21 protein-coding genes and 1 tRNA gene are annotated in these 19,530 nt (G+C 72.8%); 11 read left to right on the top strand and 11 right to left on the bottom strand.

The genetic code is table 11. The features are described 5' to 3' along the window. Positions 1–336: 336 nt before the first annotated feature. Positions 337–1,650 carry an NsdA family TPR-like regulatory protein gene (locus JYK04_RS17015; protein ID WP_189737241.1) on the bottom strand — a complete coding sequence of 438 codons (1,314 nt, stop codon included), beginning with the start codon at positions 1,648–1,650 and terminating at the stop codon, positions 337–339. A gap of 243 nt (positions 1,651–1,893) precedes the next feature. On the opposite strand from JYK04_RS17015, the gene JYK04_RS17010 reads away from it, so the two are divergent. Together JYK04_RS17010 and JYK04_RS17005 are read left to right on the top strand one after the other, a co-directional pair. Then, positions 1,894–2,298 (top strand): hypothetical protein, encoded by a 405-nt coding sequence (locus JYK04_RS17010; protein ID WP_189737239.1) that lies wholly within the window; start codon positions 1,894–1,896, stop codon positions 2,296–2,298. A gap of 45 nt (positions 2,299–2,343) precedes the next feature. After that, positions 2,344–3,222 (top strand): spermidine synthase, encoded by an 879-nt coding sequence (locus tag JYK04_RS17005; RefSeq protein ID WP_189737237.1) that lies wholly within the window; start codon positions 2,344–2,346, stop codon positions 3,220–3,222. 16 nt (positions 3,223–3,238) lie between these two features. Here JYK04_RS17005 and JYK04_RS17000 read toward each other — a convergent pair whose 3' ends face one another. After that, positions 3,239–3,787: a hypothetical protein gene (locus JYK04_RS17000; protein ID WP_189737235.1), complete on the bottom strand. Its 549-nt coding sequence runs from the start codon at positions 3,785–3,787 to the stop codon at positions 3,239–3,241. A gap of 79 nt (positions 3,788–3,866) precedes the next feature. On the opposite strand from JYK04_RS17000, the gene JYK04_RS16995 reads away from it, so the two are divergent. The 6 genes from JYK04_RS16995 (at position 3,867) to JYK04_RS16970 (ending at position 7,913) form a co-directional block, all read left to right on the top strand. Further along, positions 3,867–4,556, top strand: coding sequence for a response regulator transcription factor (locus JYK04_RS16995; protein ID WP_030010722.1), 690 nt, complete (start codon positions 3,867–3,869; stop codon positions 4,554–4,556). A gap of 7 nt (positions 4,557–4,563) precedes the next feature. After that, positions 4,564–5,970 carry a sensor histidine kinase gene (locus JYK04_RS16990; RefSeq protein WP_189737233.1) on the top strand — a complete coding sequence of 469 codons (1,407 nt, stop codon included), beginning with the start codon at positions 4,564–4,566 and terminating at the stop codon, positions 5,968–5,970. Between the two features lie 27 nt (positions 5,971–5,997). Further along, positions 5,998–6,162 carry a DUF5993 family protein gene (locus JYK04_RS16985; protein WP_189737231.1) on the top strand — a complete coding sequence of 55 codons (165 nt, stop codon included), beginning with the start codon at positions 5,998–6,000 and terminating at the stop codon, positions 6,160–6,162. A 2-nt stretch (positions 6,163–6,164) separates the two neighbouring features. Continuing rightward, the gene (locus tag JYK04_RS16980; protein WP_229875259.1) at positions 6,165–6,815 is read left to right on the top strand and encodes a disulfide bond formation protein B; all 651 of its coding nucleotides are present in this window, start codon (positions 6,165–6,167) and stop codon (positions 6,813–6,815) included. A 57-nt stretch (positions 6,816–6,872) separates the two neighbouring features. After that, on the top strand, positions 6,873–7,535 hold the full coding sequence (locus JYK04_RS16975) for an NADPH-dependent F420 reductase (RefSeq protein ID WP_189737229.1): 663 nt from the start codon (positions 6,873–6,875) through the stop codon (positions 7,533–7,535). A 78-nt stretch (positions 7,536–7,613) separates the two neighbouring features. Next, entirely contained in the window at positions 7,614–7,913 is a 300-nt protein-coding gene (locus tag JYK04_RS16970) for a hypothetical protein (RefSeq protein WP_189737226.1), read from the top strand. Between the two features lie 48 nt (positions 7,914–7,961). Here JYK04_RS16970 and JYK04_RS16965 read toward each other — a convergent pair whose 3' ends face one another. The 5 genes from JYK04_RS16965 to JYK04_RS16945 form a co-directional block, all read right to left on the bottom strand. Next, positions 7,962–9,164: an MFS transporter gene (locus JYK04_RS16965; protein ID WP_189737224.1), complete on the bottom strand. Its 1,203-nt coding sequence runs from the start codon at positions 9,162–9,164 to the stop codon at positions 7,962–7,964. 130 nt (positions 9,165–9,294) lie between these two features. Next, positions 9,295–10,728, bottom strand: coding sequence for a GH1 family beta-glucosidase (locus JYK04_RS16960; protein ID WP_189737222.1), 1,434 nt, complete (start codon positions 10,726–10,728; stop codon positions 9,295–9,297). Then, positions 10,725–11,549: a carbohydrate ABC transporter permease gene (locus JYK04_RS16955; protein ID WP_150257542.1), complete on the bottom strand. Its 825-nt coding sequence runs from the start codon at positions 11,547–11,549 to the stop codon at positions 10,725–10,727. The genes JYK04_RS16960 and JYK04_RS16955 overlap by 4 nt, the downstream gene beginning before the upstream one ends. After that, positions 11,546–12,454: a carbohydrate ABC transporter permease gene (locus tag JYK04_RS16950; protein WP_229875294.1), complete on the bottom strand. Its 909-nt coding sequence runs from the start codon at positions 12,452–12,454 to the stop codon at positions 11,546–11,548. Before JYK04_RS16950 ends, JYK04_RS16955 begins: the two co-directional genes overlap by 4 nt. A 97-nt stretch (positions 12,455–12,551) precedes the next feature. Continuing rightward, on the bottom strand, positions 12,552–13,904 hold the full coding sequence (locus tag JYK04_RS16945) for an ABC transporter substrate-binding protein (RefSeq protein ID WP_189737218.1): 1,353 nt from the start codon (positions 13,902–13,904) through the stop codon (positions 12,552–12,554). A gap of 102 nt (positions 13,905–14,006) precedes the next feature. Here JYK04_RS16945 and JYK04_RS16940 point away from each other — a divergent pair, with 102 nt between their 5' ends. Next, complete coding sequence (locus JYK04_RS16940; RefSeq protein WP_189737215.1) at positions 14,007–15,032, top strand: LacI family DNA-binding transcriptional regulator; 1,026 nt, start codon at positions 14,007–14,009, stop codon at positions 15,030–15,032. Positions 15,033–15,108: 76 nt separating this feature from the next. On the opposite strand, the gene JYK04_RS16935 is transcribed toward JYK04_RS16940, so the two are convergent. The 4 genes from JYK04_RS16935 to JYK04_RS16920 form a co-directional block, all read right to left on the bottom strand. Then, positions 15,109–15,181: transfer RNA gene (locus JYK04_RS16935), tRNA-His, on the bottom strand. Between the two features lie 106 nt (positions 15,182–15,287). Continuing rightward, complete coding sequence (orn, locus tag JYK04_RS16930; protein ID WP_189737213.1) at positions 15,288–15,890, bottom strand: oligoribonuclease; 603 nt, start codon at positions 15,888–15,890, stop codon at positions 15,288–15,290. 105 nt (positions 15,891–15,995) lie between these two features. Then, complete coding sequence (locus tag JYK04_RS16925; RefSeq protein WP_189737211.1) at positions 15,996–17,171, bottom strand: helix-turn-helix domain-containing protein; 1,176 nt, start codon at positions 17,169–17,171, stop codon at positions 15,996–15,998. Positions 17,172–17,547: 376 nt separating this feature from the next. After that, a complete protein-coding gene (locus JYK04_RS16920) occupies positions 17,548–17,868 on the bottom strand; it encodes a hypothetical protein (RefSeq protein ID WP_229875253.1) in 321 nt (106 codons plus the stop codon). Positions 17,869–18,314: 446 nt separating this feature from the next. On the opposite strand from JYK04_RS16920, the gene JYK04_RS16915 reads away from it, so the two are divergent. Beyond that, positions 18,315–18,848 carry a universal stress protein gene (locus JYK04_RS16915; protein ID WP_030008732.1) on the top strand — a complete coding sequence of 178 codons (534 nt, stop codon included), beginning with the start codon at positions 18,315–18,317 and terminating at the stop codon, positions 18,846–18,848. 98 nt (positions 18,849–18,946) lie between these two features. Continuing rightward, a complete protein-coding gene (locus tag JYK04_RS16910; protein ID WP_189737207.1) occupies positions 18,947–19,516 on the top strand; it encodes an acetate uptake transporter in 570 nt (189 codons plus the stop codon). The last annotated feature ends 14 nt before the right edge of the window (positions 19,517–19,530 follow it).

Here is a 19,530-nt window from a genome sequence, read left to right as displayed (position 1 = left end):
TGTCTCCTCGGCTCGGCGCGTGCTGTGTGTCTCGGCTGTGCCCGGTGGTCGCGCCTCGTCCTGCGGGGACACCCCGCCACGTCCCCACTCCCCTCGGCGGCGGAGGGCCGTCCGTGTCGTAGCCGTGCCGTGGGGCGGGGACACGCAGGAGGGTCCCCGCAGGACGAGGCGCGACCACGGCCGCCTGGCCGGGACGAGCCCGAACGCGCCGAGCCGAGGAGACCCTCGTGCGGGGCACCGCCCCACCCTTTGAAGCCCCGCCGGCGTTTGAGGCGACCCATCTCGGCAGAGGGAGCTGTGCCGCCGAGCCGTACTCCGCCGAGCCGCCCGCAGGGCTCACGTCGCGCGGGCCAGGAACGCGCCGACGCGGGGGGAGCGCTGGTGGGGGACGAGGGCTCCGGCTGTTTCCGACAGCATCGACCGGACCCGCGTCGACTGGACCTCCGCCAGGAGGTCCAGAACCCGGCCGCCCGCCCACGCCGCCTCGTCCGGGGCACCCGCACGGGCCAGGTCGCCGGCCAGCTCGGCGGTGTAGAGGGCCACGTTCCGGGCGAAGTGCGGGTCCTGGAGGTCGGCGGCGCGGCGGGCGTGCCGGGCCGCGCGGGCGTGCTCGCCCAGCGCCGACCAGCAGCGCGCCTCCAGGGATTCCAGTTCCGCCTGCCCGAAGAAGGACATCCACTCGGGGTCGGCGTCCGACTCGCCCCGGGAGAACTCCGTGTGCGCCCGGGCCAGCGCCTCCTCGCAGGCCTTGCGGTCGGCCAGCCCCGCCCAGCCGCCCGCCTCGCGCAGCGCGAGCAGGGACAGCAGCCGCGGGGAACCGAGGGAGCGGGCGGCGCGGCGGCCCGCCTGGGCGGCCCGTACCGCCTCGCGGGAGCGGCCGCAGTCCCGGGCCAGGAAGGCCATGTTGCTGAAGGCGTGCGCCTCCAGGCCCGCGTCCCGCGCGACCCGGGCCGTCGCCAGGGCCTCCGCGTAGTGCGAGCGGGCGTCGTCGAAGCGGCCCGAGTCGTGGGCCAGCCAGCCGACGGAGACGGCCAGTTCACCGGCGCCCGAGTGCAGCCGGTCCTCGGTGGACTGCCGGGTGGCTCCCGCGTCGAGCAGCGCGTAGGCGGTGCGCAGGGGTTCGGCGGCCCGCCGGTACAGGGTGTCGGCGCCGTGCCGGTCGTCCAGCAGGCGGATCTGGCGTACCGCGTCCTCGACGGCGGCGGCCTCGGACTCGCCGGCGCGGGAGGGGAGTCGGCGGGTGTCGCCGAGCAGGGTGAGGCTGAGCGTCGCGGCCGCCACGGTCGCGGAGCCGCCCGCCATGAACGCGCGACGCAGCACGTCGCTCTCCTTGGCACTGGAAGGGGAACGGGGGACGGGGACGGAGAGGGGATCGCGCTGGGCCGAGCGGCCGCGGACGCTCTCGCGGGGGGAGAAGCCCAGATCGGCCAGGGCGCGGCCGGGGAACATGTGGAGGAAGACCCGCTCGTAGGCGTAGTTGGGGCAGCGGATCTCGCCGGACTCGACGCGGCCGATGTAGCGCGCGTCGCAGGAAACCGTTTCTCCGATCTCCTTCGCCGCCCGGCGTACCAGGGCCGCGAACTCGGCCGGGGAGTGCTGCCCGCGCAGCCGCCGGAACGTGGAGTTGGGTGAGTGGGGGGACGCCGCCATGGACGTGACCTCTCTGGCAAGGAACGCAGCACCGGTGCTGTGACGGGGGGGTCCGGCGCGCATGAACGTACCGCCAGCGAGGGGGTGTTCATGCGATGTTTGGCTACAAAACGGATATCTCACCCGCGATCCGCCATGAACTGCCATCCTTTGCGGCGTCTTGCCACCGCACCCGTTGACGTTCCCGTGCGTTGAACCCATGCGGATACGGATCGAGGAGGGGTTCCCTTGGTGGAGGCCGGCATGGAGAGCACTGCAACGAACACCGCGTCCGAGCCCGGCGCGGTCCCGGACCTGGACCTGGTGACCGTTCCCGCGCGGCAGGGGCTGGAGGCGGTGGACATCATCCGCCGCGCGGCCAGCCAGGCCGGCGGGGTCGGACCCGTCCTGCACGACGGATCCGGCGACACCCTCGGCTTCCTCGTGCCGTCCGGCACCGCCGACGCGTGGGACCTGCCGGGCAGCGCGTGTACGCAGACCAACGGGCGCGGCATGCGCTTCGGCGACGCCGCCGCCTCGCCCACCCCGGGCGACACCGGCTGGCTGCTCCCGCCGGAGGCCGTCGGGCCGGTCACCGATCCGGACGTGCTGCGGGCGGCGCTCGGCGAGGCGGCCCGGCTGATCGAGGCCGCGGACAACTGCCGCTGAAGCGTCCGGGCCGGGTCCTGCGCCGCCGCCCGTCACAATGGGGTGGTGGCAGGCAAGGACAGGAACAAGGGCAGGCAGCGCGGACGCGGCGGCGCCGAGGCGGTCGTCGGGCAGGTGGACGGCGGCCGGGCGGAGCTGGAGCCGGACCGGGAGCGGGCCGGGGCCTGGACCCTGCTGATCGACGGGGCCCCGCAGTCGCACGTGGACCTGGAGGATCCCGGGTACCTGGACTTCGCGTACCAGCGGCGGATCGGCCACCTGATCGACCTCGTCGCGCCCGCCCGGCAGCCCCTGAACGTGGTGCACCTGGGCGGCGGCGCCTTCACCCTCGCCCGCTACACCGCGGCCTCCCGCCCCCGCTCCACCCAGCAGGTCGTGGAGATCGACGCCGCCCTGGTGGCCTTCGTACGGGAGCACCTGCCGCTGGACCCGCAGGCGCGGGTCCGGGTCCGGGCCGTGGACGCGCGGGCGGGCCTGGCCAAGGTCCCGGACGGCTGGGCGGACCTGGTGATCGCGGACGTGTTCAGCGGGGCACGTACTCCGGCGCACCTGACGAGCACCGAGTTCCTGGACGACGTACGCCGTGCCCTCGCGCCCACCGGGTGGTACGTGGCCAATCTGGCGGACGGTCCGCCGCTGACCCATCTGCGGAGCCAGATCGCGACGGCCGCGTCCCGGTTCACGGAGCTGGCGCTGGCCGCCGATCCGGTGGTGTGGCGGGGGAAACGGTTCGGCAACGCCGTCCTGGTGGCGGCCGACCGTGAGCTGCCCGTCGCGGAATTCACCCGCCGGGTCGCGAGCGACCCGCACCCGGGCCGGGTCGAGCACGGCCGGGCCCTGGCCGACTTCGCGGGCGGCGCGACGCCCGTCGTGGACGCCTCCGCGGTGGCCTCGCCGCAGCCGCCGCCCTCCGTCTTCCGCTAGACGGTTGTCCGCCGCCTCAGGGGTCGACGATCTCGACCAGCGGCGGATGGTCGTGCCAGGTGCAGAACACCGACACCTCGCGGCCGTCCTTGGTGAAGGTGACCCGGATCCAGAAGTCCGTCTTCCACACCTGCATCCGCCAATCGGTCGCCGGAGTCGCCGAGACCAGCTCGGCGGAGGAGGCGCCCAGGGAGAAGACGACGCGGCCGCCGGAGACCGGATAGGCCTGCACCTTCCCCGTGTCCTGGCCCTCCGTCCGCTGGTACGGGCCGGAGGTGGCCGACGGCTTCGGGGACTTCTCCGGGGAGGCCCCGGCGCTCGGCGACGCGTCCGGGGAGGGCGACCCGGAGGGCGAGGGGGAAGCAGACCCCGAGGGCTCCGAGGGGGACGGGGACGGCTGCGCGCCGTGCGTCGACGAGGACAGCGGACGGCCGGTCAGGGGTACCGCGAGCGGCGGATCGTAGGCCGTTCCCGACATGACGGTGTGCACGCCCCACCACGACAGCGTCACCGCCGCGCCGGTCGCCAGCATCCAGGCCATCGCATGAAGAAGTCCTCGTCGCATCAGGGCACATACTGCACCACCCGCCACAAGAGTGGCCCGACACCCCGCTGGGTCGCCCGGATGGACTACGGTGCGGGCCATGGCAAGTGTGCTCGTGGTCGAGGACGACCAGTTCGTACGTTCCGCCCTCATCCGGCACCTGACCGAGGCCTCGCACACCGTGCGGAGCGTCGGCACGGCCCTGGAGGCGCTGCGCGAGGTCGCGCACCACCGCTTCGACGTGGTCATCCTCGACCTCGGACTGCCCGACCTGGACGGGTCCGAGGCGCTCAAGATGCTGCGCGGCATCACCGACGTACCCGTGATCATCGCCACAGCGCGCGACGACGAGGCGGAGATCGTCCGGCTGCTCAACGACGGCGCCGACGACTACCTGACCAAACCTTTCTCCGTGGAGCACCTCTCCGCCCGGATGTCCGCCGTCCTGCGCCGCGCCCGGGCCGCCGCCGGGGCCGAACCGCCCTCGCGCGTCCTGCGCGTCGGCGGGCTCGCCATCGACCCGCTGCGCCGCCAGGCCGAGCTGGACGGGGCCGTACTGGACCTCACCCGCAGGGAGTTCGACCTGCTGGCCTTCCTCGCCGGCCGGCCCGGGGTGGTCGTGGCCCGGCGCGAACTGCTCGCCGAGGTCTGGCAGCAGTCGTACGGCGACGACCAGACCATCGACGTCCACCTGTCCTGGCTGCGCCGCAAACTCGGCGAGACCGCCGCCCGGCCGCGCTACCTGCACACGCTGCGGGGGGTCGGGGTCAAGCTGGAGCCGCCCCGGTGAGCGCGCGATGAGATGGGCGCTCGTCAAGGTGTGCCTCGCGGTCACGGCCATGGTGGTCGTGGCCTTCGCCGTACCGCTGGGCCTCGTCGTCCAGGAGATGGCCAGCGACCGGGCCTTCTCCAACGCCGAGCGGCAGGCCGCCAGCATCGGCCCGACCCTGTCCATCACCACCGACCCCGTGCAGCTGCGCAAGGCGGTGGAGTCCACCCAGATGGGCGCCGCCCGCCGGATGGCCGTCCACGTGCCCGCGATCGGCGACAGCCCGCCGGTGGACATCGGCCGGGGCCGGGCCGGGGAGCGCGCCGTCGCGGAGACCCGGCGGATGGGACGGGGGACGACCGCCTCGGTCGCGGGCGGCGGCTCGGCGCTGCTGCAGCCGACCGCGCTCGGCTCCGGTGACATCGCCGTCGTGGAGATCTTCGTACCGGAGAGCGAGGTCAGCAACGGGGTCGCGACCGCCTGGCTGGTGCTCTCGGGCGTCGGGCTGGCCCTGATCATCGGCTCGGTCGGGGTCGCCGACCGGCTCGGCGCCCGGCTGGTCCGGCCCGCCGAGCGGCTCGCGGACGCGGCCCACCAGCTCGGCGAGGGCAGACTCGGCGCCCGGGTGCCCGAGGACGGGCCCAAGGAACTCCGCTCGGCGGCCGCCGCGTTCAACTCGATGGCGGACCAGGTCGTCGAACTCCTCGCCAACGAGCGGGAACTGGCCGCCGACCTCTCGCACCGGCTGCGGACCCCGCTGACGGTGCTGCGGCTCAACACGGCCTCGCTCGGCGACGGTCCCGCCGCCGAGCAGACCCGCGCCGCCGTGGAGCAGTTGGAGCGCGAGGTCGACACGATCATCCGTACCGCCCGGGAGCAGCGCCCGGCCACCGGCCCGGGAGCCGGGGCGGGCGCGGGCTGCGACGCCTCCGAGGTGATCCGCGACCGGATGGCCTTCTGGTCGGCGCTCGCGGAGGACGAGGGCCGTGAGGTGCGGCTCGCGGGCGTGGACCGTACCGTACGGATCCCCGTGGCGCGGCCCGAACTCGCCGCAGCCCTCGACGCCATGCTCGGCAACGTCTTCCGGCACACCCCCGAGGGCACCCCCTTCGCGGTGGACGTCCACGACGCGGGCGACGCCGTCATCGTCCTCGTCTCGGACGCGGGTCCCGGCATCGCGGACCCGGACGCGGCCCTGCGCCGCGGCAACGACGGCGGCCGCGACGGGTCGACGGGCCTCGGCCTGGACATCGTGCGGCGGGTCGCCGAGTCGACCGGCGGCGACGTACGCCTGGGGCGCTCGGTGCTCGGCGGGACCGAGGTCAGGGTCTGGATCGGCCTGGACGGCCGGAGCCTCGGCGGCCCCGGCGCGGGGCGGGCCGGGCGCGGCCGACGCGGCAACCGACGTAACCGGGGGCGCGCCTCGCAGGCGTGATGTCGCCGTCTCGGTACGGTCCGCGGCATGGACACCCTGATCTTCGGCGGGCTCCTCGCCACGCTGATCGCCCTGTACCGGGGCGCGTCCCGGACGGTCGTGCTCGGCGCGTGGTGGGCGGTGCTGATCGCCGTCACCCTGCTGACGGCGCACCACATCACCAGCGGCCTCGCCCTGAAGCTGAGCTACTGACCGTGGCCGCGACGATGCACAGCCTCGTGCCGGACGCGCCGCCGGAGAGCGGCCTGCTGGGCCGGGTCCAGTACTGGTTCGCCTGCTTCTTCGCCCTCGGCTGGTCGGCGGTCGTCTGCGCCGGCCTCTACCACCAGTTCGGGCGGGGGGAGATCCCGTGCCCGCTGTGCGTCGTGCAGCGGATGTTCATGCTGCTGGCCGCCCTGGGCGCGGCGTACATCATCCGCGCGGCGCTGATCAGCGGCACCGTGCCGGCCCGCGTCTACATGACGGGCTGGGGGCTGTCCCTGGTCGCGGCGATCGGGGGCTCCTTCACGTCCTGGCGGCAGACCATGCTGTACGTCCTGCCGGGGAACAAGGAGGGCGGCGAGGTGCTCGGCCTGCACCTGTACCACTGGGCGTGGATCCTCTTCCAGCTCTCGGTGGTCGCCATCGGCGTCGTCCTGGCCTTCACCCACATGACGGCCGACCGCGCCGTCCTGGCGGTCCGTCCGGGGCCGCTGCGCACGGCGGGCATGTGCGCGCTGTGGTTCCTGGGCATGGTCATCGCCGTGAGCATGCTGGCGGTCTTCCTCCAGGAGGGCGTCCACTGGTTCCTGCCGGACGGCCCGAACCGGTACCGGTTCTTCTACGATGTCGGGATCTTGGGCTGACCGGGCCCGGGAGGGGCCGGGACGGCCCGGCCTCCGTTCGACGAATGGATCTCCGCAATGCGCTACGCAGTCCTCGGCACCGGGATCGTCGGCCGTACGGTGGCCGCCCGGCTCGACGGCCTGGGCCACCAGGTGGTCATCGGCACCAGGGAACCGGAAGCCACCCTCGGCCGCTCCGAGTACGCGCAGTGGCAGGAGGCCCACCCCGGGGTCGGGCTGGCCACGTTCGCGCAGGCGGCGCGGGACGGCGAGATCCTGGTCAACGCCACCGGCGGGCAGGCGAGCATCGCCGCGCTGACCGAGGCGGACGCCGCCCACCTCGACGGCAAGGTCCTGATCGACATCGCGAACCCGCTGGACTTCTCGGGGGGCTTCCCGCCGGTCCTGGACCCGGTCAACGACGACAGCCTGGCCGAGCTGATCCAGCGCACCTTCCCGCGGCTGCGGGTGGTCAAGACGCTGAACACGATGAACTGCCAGATCATGGTGGACCCGGCACGGGTCGCCGGCGAGCACCACGTCTTCCTCTCGGGCGAGGACGCGGACGCCAAGAAGTCCGTACGCGAACTGCTGTACGCCTTCGGGTGGCCGCAGGCGAGCGTCCTCGACCTCGGGGGCATCGAGACGGCCCGGGGCACCGAGATGCTGCTGCCCATCTGGCTCCGCCTGATGGGTGCGCTCGGCCACGCGGACTTCAACTTCCACGTCCAGGGCGCCTGAGCTCTACCCGGACGGGGGCGCAAATGTTGTCGCGCCCCCGTCACGCGCCGAGGGTGGGCGTGACGGAAGGAGCCACGCATGAGAGTCATGCTCAGGGCGCACATGGACACGGCAGCCACCAACGAGGGCGTCAAGACCGGCGCGCTGCCCCAGGCGATCAAGACCCTGATGGAGAAGGTCAAGCCGGAGGCGGCCTACTTCGGCCTGCACGAGGGCGTGCGCTCCTGCTGGATGGTCTTCGACCTGCAGGACAGCGCGCAGATGCCGCCGCTGATGGAGGACCTGTTCGTGCAGTTCAACGCCGAGGTCGAGGTCGCTCCCGTGATGAACGCCGAGGAGCTGGCGAAGGGCCTGGCGGCGATGAAGGCCGCCTCCTGAGCCGCTTCTCAGCCCCTCCTGAGCCCCTCCTGAGCCGCTTGTGAGGGTTCACCCGCGCTTCGCGTACGACGCCGCGGCCAGCACGGCGGAGGCGGTCACCGCCGCGCACGAGACGGCGAAGGCGGCCCGGTACCCGTAGGCGCCCGCCAGTGGCCCCGAGGCCGCCGCGGCCAGCGCCTGGCCCAGGATCAGGCCGCTGCCGACCACCGTCATCGCCTCGCCCATCCGCTCCGCCGGGCCGGCCCGTTCCACCAGCCCGAACAGCGCGATCAGGTGCGGGGCCACGGCCACCCCGATGCCCGCGACGGCGAAGGCGGCCCCCCACAGCCCGGATACCGCCAGCAGCGGCAGGGTGAGGACCGCCTGCACGGCGATGGTCCACCGCAGCCGGGCGGTGAGGTCCGCCGACCCGGGCCGGGCGACCGTCACGATGCCGGCGACCGAGCTGGTCACGGCCATGGCGGCCCACACCAGTCCGGCCGCACCCGGCTCCCCCAGGGATTCGGCGAGCGCGTTGACCCCCGTGTTGGCCCCGCTCCACGCGGCCCCCTGCAGCACGGCCAGTACGCACAGCAGGACCAGCCCGGGCGTCCACAGCCGTACGCGGGCCCGCGCGCCCGGGGTCCCGGCGGCCGGGCCCGGAGCGGTCGGGTGCACCGCGAACAGGGTGCCGGACACCAGGATCAGCGCGGCCGCGAGGACGAGCGCCGAAGCCGGGTGCACCGTGACGGCCAGGATGCCGGCCAGTGCCGGGCCGACCATGAACCCGACCTCGTCCAGCGTGGTGTCGAAGGACAGCGCCGAGCCGAGCAGCCCCTTGTCCGCGCCGGCCAGCCGCGCCCAGCGGGCCCTGGCCAGCGGGCCGACCTGCGGGACGGTCAGCCCGGCCGCGACGGCGAGCGCGATGCGGGCGGCCAGCGGCAGACCGCCGAGGACGGCCGCGACGAGAGCGCCCAGGACGGCGGCGTTCGCACCGCAGGCCAGGAGCAGCACCGGGCGGTGGCCGCGCCGGTCGGCGAGGCGGCCGATGACCGGGCCGCCGAGCGCCTGGCCGAGCCAGAGCGCGGCGGCCACCGTGCCGGCGTCGCCGATCCCGTCGCGGGTGTTGATGAGCAGGAGCGTTCCGGTGGGGCACAGGGCCGCGGGGAGCCGGGCGAGGAACGCGTGGACGGGCAGAGCACTGCCGCCGAGGGCGAGCACCGCGCGGAAGCCGGCGGGCGGGCGCGCGGGCGCGGAGACGGGCTGGGACACGGACAACCTCCATCCGCACGCCGACCCACCCGTGTCTCCGGCGCACTGCGTTGCCCGTTGACGGGGGACGCTAGTACGGCGACCCGCGCCGCGGAAGCCCCTGCGACCGCCGTGCGGGCGGCCCGCCGTCCTAGAACGCCTCGTCCCCGTAGGTGTGGAAGCTGCCCTTCCGGGCCAGGCGGGCGTACCAGTGGGCGCTGGAGCGGGGGGTGCGGGCCTGGGTCTCGTAGTCGACCTGCACGATGCCGAAGCGCTTGCTGTATCCGTAGGACCACTCGAAGTTGTCCATCAGCGACCAGAGGAAGTAGCCCTCCACGGGGGCGCCGTCCGCCAGGGCGCGGTGGACGGACGCGAGGTGGGCCTCCAGGTAGTCGATGCGCTGCGGGTCGTGCAGGTCCGGGGCGTACGCCGCGCCGTTCTCGGTGACCAGCAGCGGCAGCCCGGGCGCCTCGCGGGTGAAGCGCATCAGCAGGTCGTACAGGCCGGTGGGGTCGATCGACCAGCCCATGTCGGTCCGCTCGCCCGGGGGTTGGTGGAAGGCGACCGACTCCGCGGCGGGCCAGGGGGAGTGCGCCGCCGCCCCGTGCCCGTCGGCGCGCGGGCCGTTCCCGTCGGGGGCGGCCGAGACCACCGCCGGGGTGTAGTAGTTCACCCCGAGGTAGTCCAGCGGCTGGTGGATCAGCGCCTCGTCGCCGTGGCGGACGAAGGACCAGTCGGTCACCGCGGCCGTGTCCGCGAGCAGGTCCTGCGGGTAGGCCCCGTGCAGCAGCGGGCCGGTGAAGACCCGGTTGGCCAGGGCGTCGATCCGGCGGGCCGCGTCCAGGTCGGCCGCCGAGCCGGTCAGCGGCCGTACCGCGCTGGGGTTGAGCGCGATACCGGCCCTGGCCCGGGCCGGCAGGGCCGCGGCGGCCAGTCCGTGGGCGAGGTTGAGGTGGTGGGCGGCGCGCAGCGAGTCGGCGGGGGAGGTGCGGCCGGGGGCGTGGACCCCCGAGGCATAGCCGAGGAAGGCGCTGCACCAGGGCTCGTTGAGGGTGGTCCAGAGCTCCACCCGGTCGGCGAGCGCCGCCGTGACCTGCTCGGCGTACCGGGCGAAGGCGTAGGCCGTCTCCCGCTCGGGCCAGCCGCCGGCACTCTCCAGCTCCTGCGGCAGGTCCCAGTGGTAGAGGGTGACGCAGGGCCGGATCCCGTACGAGAGCAGCTCGTCGACCAGCGCGTCGTAGAAGCCGATCCCGCCGGCGAGGACCCGCGGCCAGGACACCGAGAACCGGTAGGCGCCGAGCCCGAGCGAGGCCATCAGCCGCACGTCCTCCCGCCACAGCCGGTGGTGGTCGACGGCCACGTCGCCCGTGTCACCGCCGTGCACCTTGCCCGGCGTACGGCAGAAGGTGTCCCAGATGGACGGTCCGCGCAGGCTCGCGGCCCCCTCGATCTGGAAGGCCGCCGTGGCCGTTCCCCACAGGAACCCGTCGGGGAACCGCAGTTCCCGCCCGCCGGTGTCCGTGTCCGCTTCCGTGTGCGTGTGCGTGTGCGTGTGCGTGTGCGTGTTGGTCGGGAGTTGGGTCATCCCTTCACCGCTCCTTGCATGATGCCGCCGACGATCTGCCGGCCGAAGACGAGGAACACCAGCAGCAGCGGGAGCGTGCCCAGCAGCGCGCCCGCCATGATCACCGACTGGTCGGGGATGTAGCCCCGGCCCAGCCCGGTCAGGGCCACCTGCACCGTCGGGCTGCCGTTCTGGGTCAGCGCGACGATCGGCCAGAAGAAGTCGTTCCAGGCCATGACGAAGGTCAGCATCCCCAGCACCGCCATGGCGGGCCGGGCCGCCGGGAACACCACGTGCCACAGCACCCGCAGCGAACTCGCCCCGTCCGTGCGGGCCGCCTCCACCAGCTCCATCGGCAGCGCGTGCACCAGGTACTGGCGCATGAAGAACACCCCGAAGGCGCCCACCAGGGTCGGCAGGATCACCGCCTGCAGCCGGTCGGTCCACGACAGCTTCGCGATCAGCATGTAGAGCGGCACCACGCTCAGCTGCGGCGGGATCAGCATCGTCCCGATCACCAGCGCCAGCAGCGGCCGGCTCCCGCGGAAGCGGAGCTTGGCGAAGGCGAAGCCGGCGAGCGTGGAGAAGAAGACGGTGCCCGCGGCGACCGTGCCCGCCACGATCACCGTGTTCAGCAGGGCGGTGCCCATGTGGGCGTCGGTCCACGCCACTTGGAGGTTGCGCCCCAGGTTCCCGCCGAACCAGAACGGCGGCGGGGTCTGGGCCAGGCGCGTATTGCTCCGGGACGCCGCGATCGCCGTCCACACGAGGGGGAAGAGCGAGCCGGCCGTGAACAGGGCGAGCACCACGTACGTGAGCCGGCCCGCGCGCAGTGACCTCATCGGGAGTCCTCCTTCCGGCCGCGCAGCAGCCGCGCCGCGCCGGCGATCAGCAGCAGGATCAGGAACATCGCCCACGCGATCGCCGAGGCCCGCCCGAGGTGCAGGTTCACCCAGCCCTGCTCGTACAGGTACAGCCCGAGCGTCTGGAACTGGTGGTCCGAGCCGCCCGTCGCGCCCGCCCCGCCGTTGAACAGCAGCGGCTCGCCGAACAGCTGGGTCGCGCCGATCGTCGACACCACGCAGGTGAAGAAGATCGTCGGGCGCAGCGAGGGCACCGTGACGTGCAGGAACTGCTGGAAGCGCGAGGCCCCGTCCAGCGCGGCGGACTCGTACAGCTCGCCCGGTACGGCCTGCATGGCCGCGAGGTAGATCAGCGCGTTGTAGCCGGTCCACCGCCAGATCACGATGGTGGAGACGGCGAGCTGGGAGGCGAAGGTGCCGTTCTGCCAGTCGACCGCCCCGAAACCGACCGCCGACAGCGCCCAGTTGACCATGCCGTAGTCCCGGCCGAAGAGCAGTACGAAGACGAGCGTGGCCGCCGCCACCGAGGTCGCATACGGGGTGAGCACCGCGACCCGGAAGAAGGCGGAGCCCCGCAGCCGGTAGTTGAGGAGGTGGGCCAGCCCCAGCGCGATCGCCAGCTGCGGCACCGTGGACAGCAGCCCGATGGTCACCGTGTTGCGCAGCGCGTTCCAGAAGAACTCGTCGTCCCACAGCCGGGTGAAGTTCCGCAGCCCCACCCACGTCATGCTGTCGGGATCGGTCAGCTCCACCTGGTGCAGCGCCGCCCAGCCCGTGTAGAGCAGCGGGAACAGCCCGAAGGCGGCGAAGAAGAGGAAGAAGGGCGCCACGAAGGCGTACGGGCTCCAGCGCAGGTCCCAGCGGTAGCGGCGCGAGCGCCACACCTGGCCCGGCCGGCTCCGGCCGCCCCCCTCCGCCGTCGGCCGCTCCGGGCCTACGGCGGAGGGGGACAGCACAGCCGTCTCGTCCGTCACCGGTGCCTCACTGGTCCAGGGCGTTGTCGATCGCCTTCACCGCGGCCTCCCAGCCCTCCTGCGGGCTGCGGCCCTTCTGGTCGACCTGGAGCATCCCGATGTCCGCCAGGTTCTGCGCGATCACCAGGTCCTTGGGGCCGACCGCCGCCACCGGCACGCCCTCGGCGGCCTTCGCGAAGATCTCGCCGATCGGGGCGCCGCCGAAGTACGCGTGCTGCGCGCCCGACACGGTCGCCAGCTTGTACGCGGCGCTCGCGCTCGGGAAACTGCCCCGCTTCTCGAAGAGCTTCGCCTGCTGCGCAGGGGCCGTCAGCCAGGCCGCCAGCTTCGCCGCCTCCTCGGCGTGCTTGCCCGCCTTCGGCACCACCAGGAAGGACCCGCCCCAGTTGCTGGGCTTCGGCGCCTGCGCCACGTCCCACTTGTCCTTGCCGGCCGGGCCCGCCTTGTCCTGGATGTAGCCGAGCATCCAGGCCGGGCAGGAGACCGTGGCGAAGGAGCCGTTGGAGAAGCCCTGGTCCCAGGCCGGGGTGAACTGCTGCAGCTTGGCGCTCAGCCCGTCGGTGGCGAAGGAGGCCGCCAGGTCGAAGGCGCCGCGCACCGCCGGGTTGGTCTTGTAGACGACCTTGCCCTGGTCGTCGTAGAAGCGCTGGGCGCTGCTCCCGGTCACCGCCGCCATCACGCCCGACGCCGAGTCCACGAAGGCCTTCCCCTCGCCGGCCTTCGCCTTGTACGTCCGGCCCGCCTCCAGGTACTTGTTCCAGTCGCCCGCCCACAGCGCCCCGACCGCCGTCCGGTCGGTGGGCAGTCCGGCCGCCTCGAAGAGGTCCTTGCGGTAGCAGATGCCCTGCGGGCCGATGTCCGTGCCGAGGCCGACCGTGGCCCCGCCCTTGGCCGCGCTCGCGGTGCCCTGGGCCCACTTCCAGGGCAGGTACGCGGCCTTGTCCACGCCGGGGACCTTGGCCAGGTCCAGCAGCTTGTCGGCCTGGGTGGCGGTGATCTCGGCGATGTTGTTGACCTCGACGGCCTGGATGTCGGCGAGCCCGCTGCCCGTGCCCAGGTGGGTGAGGAGCTGGGGGTAGTAGTTCTCGTTCCGCTCGATGGAGGTCTGCTCGATGCGGATCCCGGGGTTCTGCGCCATGTACGCGTCGTAGAGCCCGGCCTCCTGGAGTCCGAAGGCCCCGAAGACCCCGACGGTGAGGGTGGTCTGTGCGGCGCCGCCGGACGCGCCGGCGGCGGGGGCGCCCTGATCGGGGCTCGCGGGGTCCTGCGCGCACCCCGCGAGCAGCAGGGCCGCGGTTCCGGCCGCGGCGACGGTCGTGGCGAGGGTTCTTCGGACTCGGGCTCGGGCTCGGACGCGCATGTGCTTCCTCCCAGAAGGACGAAACGTGCCAGGTGTCGTGTGACACAGTGTGGGAGCGCTCCCACAGCCGTCAAGAGGTAGATTCACAACCGGGAGGAAGTCATGAACGGGCACGGGCGCAGTGGGGGACGACCGACCCTGGAGGAGGTCGCGGCGCACGCCGGAGTCGGGCGCGGCACGGTCTCCCGGGTGATCAACGGATCCTCCAAGGTCAGCGAGCACACCAGGGTCGCCGTCGAGGCGGCCGTGGCCGAGCTGGGATACGTACCGAACCGCGCCGCGCGCGCCCTCGCGGCCAACCGCACCGACGCCATAGCCCTCGTGATCCCCGAGCCGGAGGCCCGCTTCTTCGCCGAGCCCTACTTCTCCGAAGTGGTCCGCGGGGTCGGCGCCGAGCTCGCGGACACCGAGGTCCAGCTCGTCCTCACCCTGGCGGGCAGCGACCGCGAGCGCCGCCGGCTCGCCCAGTACCTGTCCGGGCACCGTGTCGACGGGGTGCTGCTCGTCTCCGTCCACGCCGGGGACCCGCTGCCGGAGCTGCTGGCCGAGCTCGGCATCCCGACGGTGATCAGCGGCCGCCGCTCCGCCGCCGAGACCCTGCCCTGCGTGGACTCCGACAACCTGGCGGGCGCGGCCGAGGCCGTACGCCACCTCCTGGGCCGGGGCCGCCGCGCCATCGCCACGATCACCGGCCCGCTGGACGTGTACGGGGCCCAGTGCCGCCTCGACGGCTACCGGCAGGCCCTGACCGCCGCCGGACACCCCGTCGACGAGCCGATGATCGCGGTCGGCGACTTCACCGAGGAGGGCGGCCGGCGGGCCATGCGCGCCCTGCTGGAGCGCCGGCCCGGGCTCGACGCGGTCTTCGCCGCCTCGGACGTCATGGCGGCGGGCGCCCGGCGTGAGCTGCGCGCGGCCGGCCGCCGGATCCCGCGGGACGTGGCGCTGGTCGGCTTCGACGACTCGGTGGTGGCCCGGCACATGGATCCGCCGCTGACCAGCGTCCGGCAGCCGATCGAGGAGATGGGCCGGACCATGACGCGGATGCTGCTGGGGAGGATCGCGGGGGAGACGGGCGAGGCGGCCGCCGTGCTGCCGAACCGGCTGGTGGTCCGGGAGTCGTCCTGACGGCCCCGGGCGTGGCGGAAGCCCTGGTCATGCAGAAGGCCCCGGTCCGCTTCCGCGAACCGGGGCCTTCCCGCAGGGTGAGTGACGGGACTTGAACCCGCGGCCACCTGGACCACAACCAGGTGCTCTACCAACTGAGCTACACCCACCATGTCCGGTCGGAAAACCGACCGGCCGAAGAAAAGGGTACAGGGTCCGGGAGGGTGCTCGCTCCCCCCTTTCCCGGCGTCCTCCTCCGGAGGGGCCGGGCCGGAGCTACGCGCCCGGCACGGCGTGCTTGGCGGCGATGCTGCGGGCCGTGTCCGAGTCGGGCCCGGGCTGAGGTACGAAGACCGCCTCCCGGTAGTACCGCAGCTCGGTGATGGAGTCCTTGATGTCCGCCAGCGCCCGGTGGTTGCCGTTCTTCGGCGGGCTGTTGAAGTACGCCCGCGGGTACCAGCGGCGCGCCAGCTCCTTGACCGAGGACACGTCCACGATCCGGTAGTGCAGGTAGCTCTCCAGCGCGGCCATGTCGCGCAGCAGGAAGCCGCGGTCGGTGCCGACCGAGTTTCCGCAGAGCGGCGCCTTGCGGGGCTCCTTCACGTGCTCCCGCACGTAGGCCAGGACCTGCGCCTCGGCATCCGCGAGGGTGGTCCCGCCGGCCAGCTCGTCGAGCAGGCCGGAGGCGGTGTGCATCTCGCGCACCACGTCGGGCATGGTCTCCAGCGCGGCGTCCGGCGGGCGGATCACGATGTCCACGCCTTCGCCGAGCACATTGAGCTCCGAGTCGGTGACCAGTGCGGCCACCTCGATAAGTGCGTCGTCCGTCAACGAGAGCCCGGTCATCTCGCAGTCGATCCACACCATGCGATCGTTCATGTGTCCCACCTTATGCGGTCCCCCACGGCGCGGACCGCATATGCGGAAGGTCCCCCATCGGCGGTGACCGATGGAGGACCCTCGTGCGTCGTACTCAGCTCGCGGTCACGCGTGTTCCCGCAGGACCCGGCCCGGGGCGTACAGCTCCGTCACCGTGGGACCCGACGCGGCCAGGGCCGCCGCCGCCCGGTGGGGCTGCGGAGTGCGCTGGTGCGGAACCGGACCCGCGTTGATCTCGGCCACCTGTGCCACGTCGGCCTGCGGCCGGCGTGCCCGGTAGGCGGAGCGGTAGGCGGCCGGGGAGGACCCCAGCTGCCGCCGGAAGTGACCCCGCAGCGCGACCGGCGAGCGGAACCCGCAGCGTCCGGCGACCTCGTCGACCGAGTAGTCGGAGGTCTCCAGCAGCCGCTGTGCCTGGAGCACCCGCTGGGTGATCAGCCACTGGAGCGGAGCGCTGCCGGTGAGCGAGCGGAACCGCCGGTCGAAGGTGCGCCTGCTCATGTAGGCGCGGGCGGCCAGCGTCTCCACGTCGAACTGCTCGTGGAGGTGTTCCAACGCCCAGGCGACGACCTCGGCCAGCGGGTCGGCGCCGATCTCCTCCGGCAGCGACCGGTCGAGATAGCGTTCCTGGCCGCCGGTACGGCGCGGCGGCACGACGAGCCTGCGGGCCAGGGCCCCGGCCGCCTCGCTGCCGTGGTCCGTGCGCACGATGTGCAGGCACAGGTCGATTCCGGCCGCCGTGCCGGCGGACGTGAGCACGTCGCCGTCGTCGACGAAGAGTTCGCGCGGATCGACATGGACGGACGGGTACCGCTTGGCCAGCGTCGGCGCGTACATCCAGTGCGTCGTCGCGGGCCGGCCGTCCAGCAGACCGGCGGCGGCGAGCACGAAGGCTCCCGTACACAGTCCGACGATCCGGGCCCCCTCCTCGTGCGCCAGACGCAGTGCGTCGAGCGCCTCGGGCGGCGGCGGTGAAGTGATGGAGCGCCAGGCGGGAACGACGACCGTCCCTGCCCGGGCGATCGCCTCCAACCCGTACGGCGCGGTCAGTTCGAGTCCGCCGGTGGTCCTGAGCGGACCGTCCTCACCGGCGCACACGAGCAATCGGTAGCGTGGAACTCCCGCGTCCTGCCGGTCAATGCCGAACACGGAAAGTGGAATGGAGCTCTCGAAGATCGGTCCGCCGCTGAAGAGCAGCACCGCGACGATCTCCCTGCGGCGACGCCCCGCGAGCTTCCGGCCGGCGTCTGCTGCGACGACGGCGGTGGAATCCTGGCTCATGGCGCTAAGCCCCCCTTGGGTGTCGCGACTCCTTGGTCTGGTCGCACCTGCACGTTTCCCCTCGGCCTTGCACGTGGATCCCCCGCCGTAAATACATGATCGAATCTACTGCGTCCCGTGGTGTCGGCGTGACAAGTTCAGCACGCAGCGCTATGTCGACTTCTCAACTTGGCGAAAAGCATTCGATCAGTAAGCGTTCCACTCCGCTACCCGAACGGGAAGCGCGCCGCCCGGCCATGGCCAGTACCTGTAGGGCCAGAACGCCCCCCGGGGTCCGTCGTCGCTGGTGGTGAGGGGGACGGGGGGACATTCCGGCAAGGAGGGCACCCTGCCGGGAAGTTGGCTGAAAACATGCGTGTGTGGGTGTGCGAATGAGTCAGTCGTGCGGGGAGACCGGGCCGGAGCCCCGGCAGCCGCGGTGCATCCCGCCGCCGGCGCGCGAGTGCCGGCCGCGGTGGGCGGGCGGAAGGGACTTCTCCGCGGACACCCGGGCCGCGGCCCGCCGGTTCTTCTCCGAGTGGCGCAGCAGGACCCGGCAGGCCGCCGTGACGGCGAGCAGGCCGAGGGTGGCTACGGCTGCCCCGCCGAAGGAGGTTCCGTACACGACGAGGACCACCGGGACGAGCAGGCAGCTGAAGGCGGCCCAGCGCACGACGTCACCCGCGGGGTCGTCGTGGGGGTGTCCGGCGGAACGCACGGACGGGTGAAGGGCCGAGCGGGGCGACGGGGCGAAGTGCGGGGCTGGGTCGGCGTTCTGGCGGGACCGGGCGGACGGCGTCGGCTGAGCTGGCTGGACGGGGTGAACCGGATGACCGGGCACGGCGTGCTCCCTGCGGGCTCTTACCTGTTGGTCGGACGCATGTCCCAACGCCCGGTGGTGGGGCTCGGTCACTGTGCCAACGGGTGGCTGTGACCCGCCTCGTCACTGGCTGTAGGGGACAGCGGACATTGCCAAGGCGCGTTCGCTCCGGCATGCTCCCTGGGACGCTCTCCAAGGGCGGCATGCCCTGTGCAGGACAGGAGTGTCGCCGTACCCTGGTGGGTATGGGCTTGGGAAGATGCTTCCCGGACAGAGCTCCGTCACACTGCGTCGCCGATTTCGCCCCTGTTGCTTCCTCCAAGGACCTCTTCGCCGAGACACCCATGGCCGGTCACGAATTCTCCGAACCCGCGGACCGCAAGCGCAAACGCGTCGTCGACCCCGCGTCGGCCGCCGATCTGCGCGCGGTGGAACAGACACGCGTGCACTGCGATCCGGCCTTCCGGCACGGGGTCGTTGTGGGATTCGACGGATCCACGTCCAGTGAGCGCGCGCTCGCCTATGCGATCGGCATGGCCCGTCGCTCCGGGTCCGGTCTGATCATCGTCCATGTCGCCAACCGGCTGCCCACCACGGTGTGGGCCGGCTGCGAGCCGCCCGTCTTCGTCGACGTGCCGGACCACCGCACCGAGGTGCTCGGCCTGGAGCTGGCCTGCGCGGACTATCTGGCCGAAGTGCCGTGGATCCTGGTCGAGCGCGGTGGTGACATCTGCCACGAGCTGGAGGAGGTCGGCCGGGAGTATTCGGCCGACGCCATCGTGGTCGGCTCGACGCACGGGATCGTGGGCCGGATCTTCGGATCGGTCGCCGGCCGACTGGCCAAGCGCGCACAGCGACCGGTTGTTGTCATTCCGTGACCGCTTGTTAAGCCGCTTGTGCGGTTGTGCCCCTGTGTAAAGGGTAGATAAGTGCTGCTGGGACGCAGCAAACAACTGCAGATCGAAGGGAGCCCGCCGTGGACAATGGTGTCTCTGCGGGAAGCACGGCCTCGACTTCGACCCTCGGGAACATCGCCCTGGGTCTCACCCTTCTCGCATTCGGTATCGGCCACACCGGTGTCATCGACGGGGTGTCCGCCGCCAATTCCGTGTCGCTCGCCATGTACGTCGGCGGCGCGGCCCTGTTCCTCCTCGGGCTCCTGGAGTACCGCGGCGGCAACGGGTTCAACGGCACCGCGTTCGCGGGCCTCGGCGTCTTCTGGTTCACGTGGGCCAAGGGCGCCGGCGGTTCGGTCTCCGACGAAGCCGCCGGAACGTTTCTTGTCCTGTTCGCGATGCTCGCGCTGACCCTCACGGTCGCCGCCGCGAGCGGTCTGTTCAGCCAGGGCGTCTACGCCCTGCTGACCCTGTCGCTGCTCCTGCTGGCGATAGGCGCGTTCGTGGACAACGGCACGCTCGCGAAGGCGGGCGGCTGGGTCGCCGCCGTCTCCGGACTGCTGGCCTGGTACGGCGCCACCGCGGCGCTGGCCCACTGGCCGATGGCCTTCGGCAAGGCCCGCAGCGGCGGCGCGGTCGCCGCGAGCTGACCCGGCCGGCGGAT

The sequence above is a fragment of the Streptomyces nojiriensis genome (assembly GCF_017639205.1).
GTDB classification, from domain to species: Bacteria; Actinomycetota; Actinomycetes; order Streptomycetales; family Streptomycetaceae; genus Streptomyces; species Streptomyces nojiriensis.
This window is presented reverse-complemented; position numbering and strand designations above follow the sequence as displayed.

What these genes read in the sequence shown, in the direction of transcription:
- JYK04_RS16960 (WP_189737222.1), bottom strand. Translation starts at nt 10,728, where the DNA reads ATGACCCAACTCCCGACCAACACGCACACGCACACGCACACGCACACG.
- JYK04_RS17010 (WP_189737239.1), top strand. Translation starts at nt 1,894, where the DNA reads ATGGAGAGCACTGCAACGAACACCGCGTCCGAGCCCGGCGCGGTCCCG.
- JYK04_RS16945 (WP_189737218.1), bottom strand. Translation starts at nt 13,904, where the DNA reads ATGCGCGTCCGAGCCCGAGCCCGAGTCCGAAGAACCCTCGCCACGACC.
- JYK04_RS17015 (WP_189737241.1), bottom strand. Translation starts at nt 1,650, where the DNA reads ATGGCGGCGTCCCCCCACTCACCCAACTCCACGTTCCGGCGGCTGCGC.
- JYK04_RS16985 (WP_189737231.1), top strand. Translation starts at nt 5,998, where the DNA reads ATGGACACCCTGATCTTCGGCGGGCTCCTCGCCACGCTGATCGCCCTG.
- JYK04_RS16915 (WP_030008732.1), top strand. Translation starts at nt 18,315, where the DNA reads ATGGCCGGTCACGAATTCTCCGAACCCGCGGACCGCAAGCGCAAACGC.
- JYK04_RS16990 (WP_189737233.1), top strand. Translation starts at nt 4,564, where the DNA reads ATGAGATGGGCGCTCGTCAAGGTGTGCCTCGCGGTCACGGCCATGGTG.
- orn (WP_189737213.1), bottom strand. Translation starts at nt 15,890, where the DNA reads ATGAACGATCGCATGGTGTGGATCGACTGCGAGATGACCGGGCTCTCG.
- JYK04_RS16975 (WP_189737229.1), top strand. Translation starts at nt 6,873, where the DNA reads ATGCGCTACGCAGTCCTCGGCACCGGGATCGTCGGCCGTACGGTGGCC.
- JYK04_RS16995 (WP_030010722.1), top strand. Translation starts at nt 3,867, where the DNA reads ATGGCAAGTGTGCTCGTGGTCGAGGACGACCAGTTCGTACGTTCCGCC.
- JYK04_RS16970 (WP_189737226.1), top strand. Translation starts at nt 7,614, where the DNA reads ATGAGAGTCATGCTCAGGGCGCACATGGACACGGCAGCCACCAACGAG.
- JYK04_RS16940 (WP_189737215.1), top strand. Translation starts at nt 14,007, where the DNA reads ATGAACGGGCACGGGCGCAGTGGGGGACGACCGACCCTGGAGGAGGTC.
- JYK04_RS16925 (WP_189737211.1), bottom strand. Translation starts at nt 17,171, where the DNA reads ATGAGCCAGGATTCCACCGCCGTCGTCGCAGCAGACGCCGGCCGGAAG.
- JYK04_RS17000 (WP_189737235.1), bottom strand. Translation starts at nt 3,787, where the DNA reads ATGCGACGAGGACTTCTTCATGCGATGGCCTGGATGCTGGCGACCGGC.
- JYK04_RS16955 (WP_150257542.1), bottom strand. Translation starts at nt 11,549, where the DNA reads ATGAGGTCACTGCGCGCGGGCCGGCTCACGTACGTGGTGCTCGCCCTG.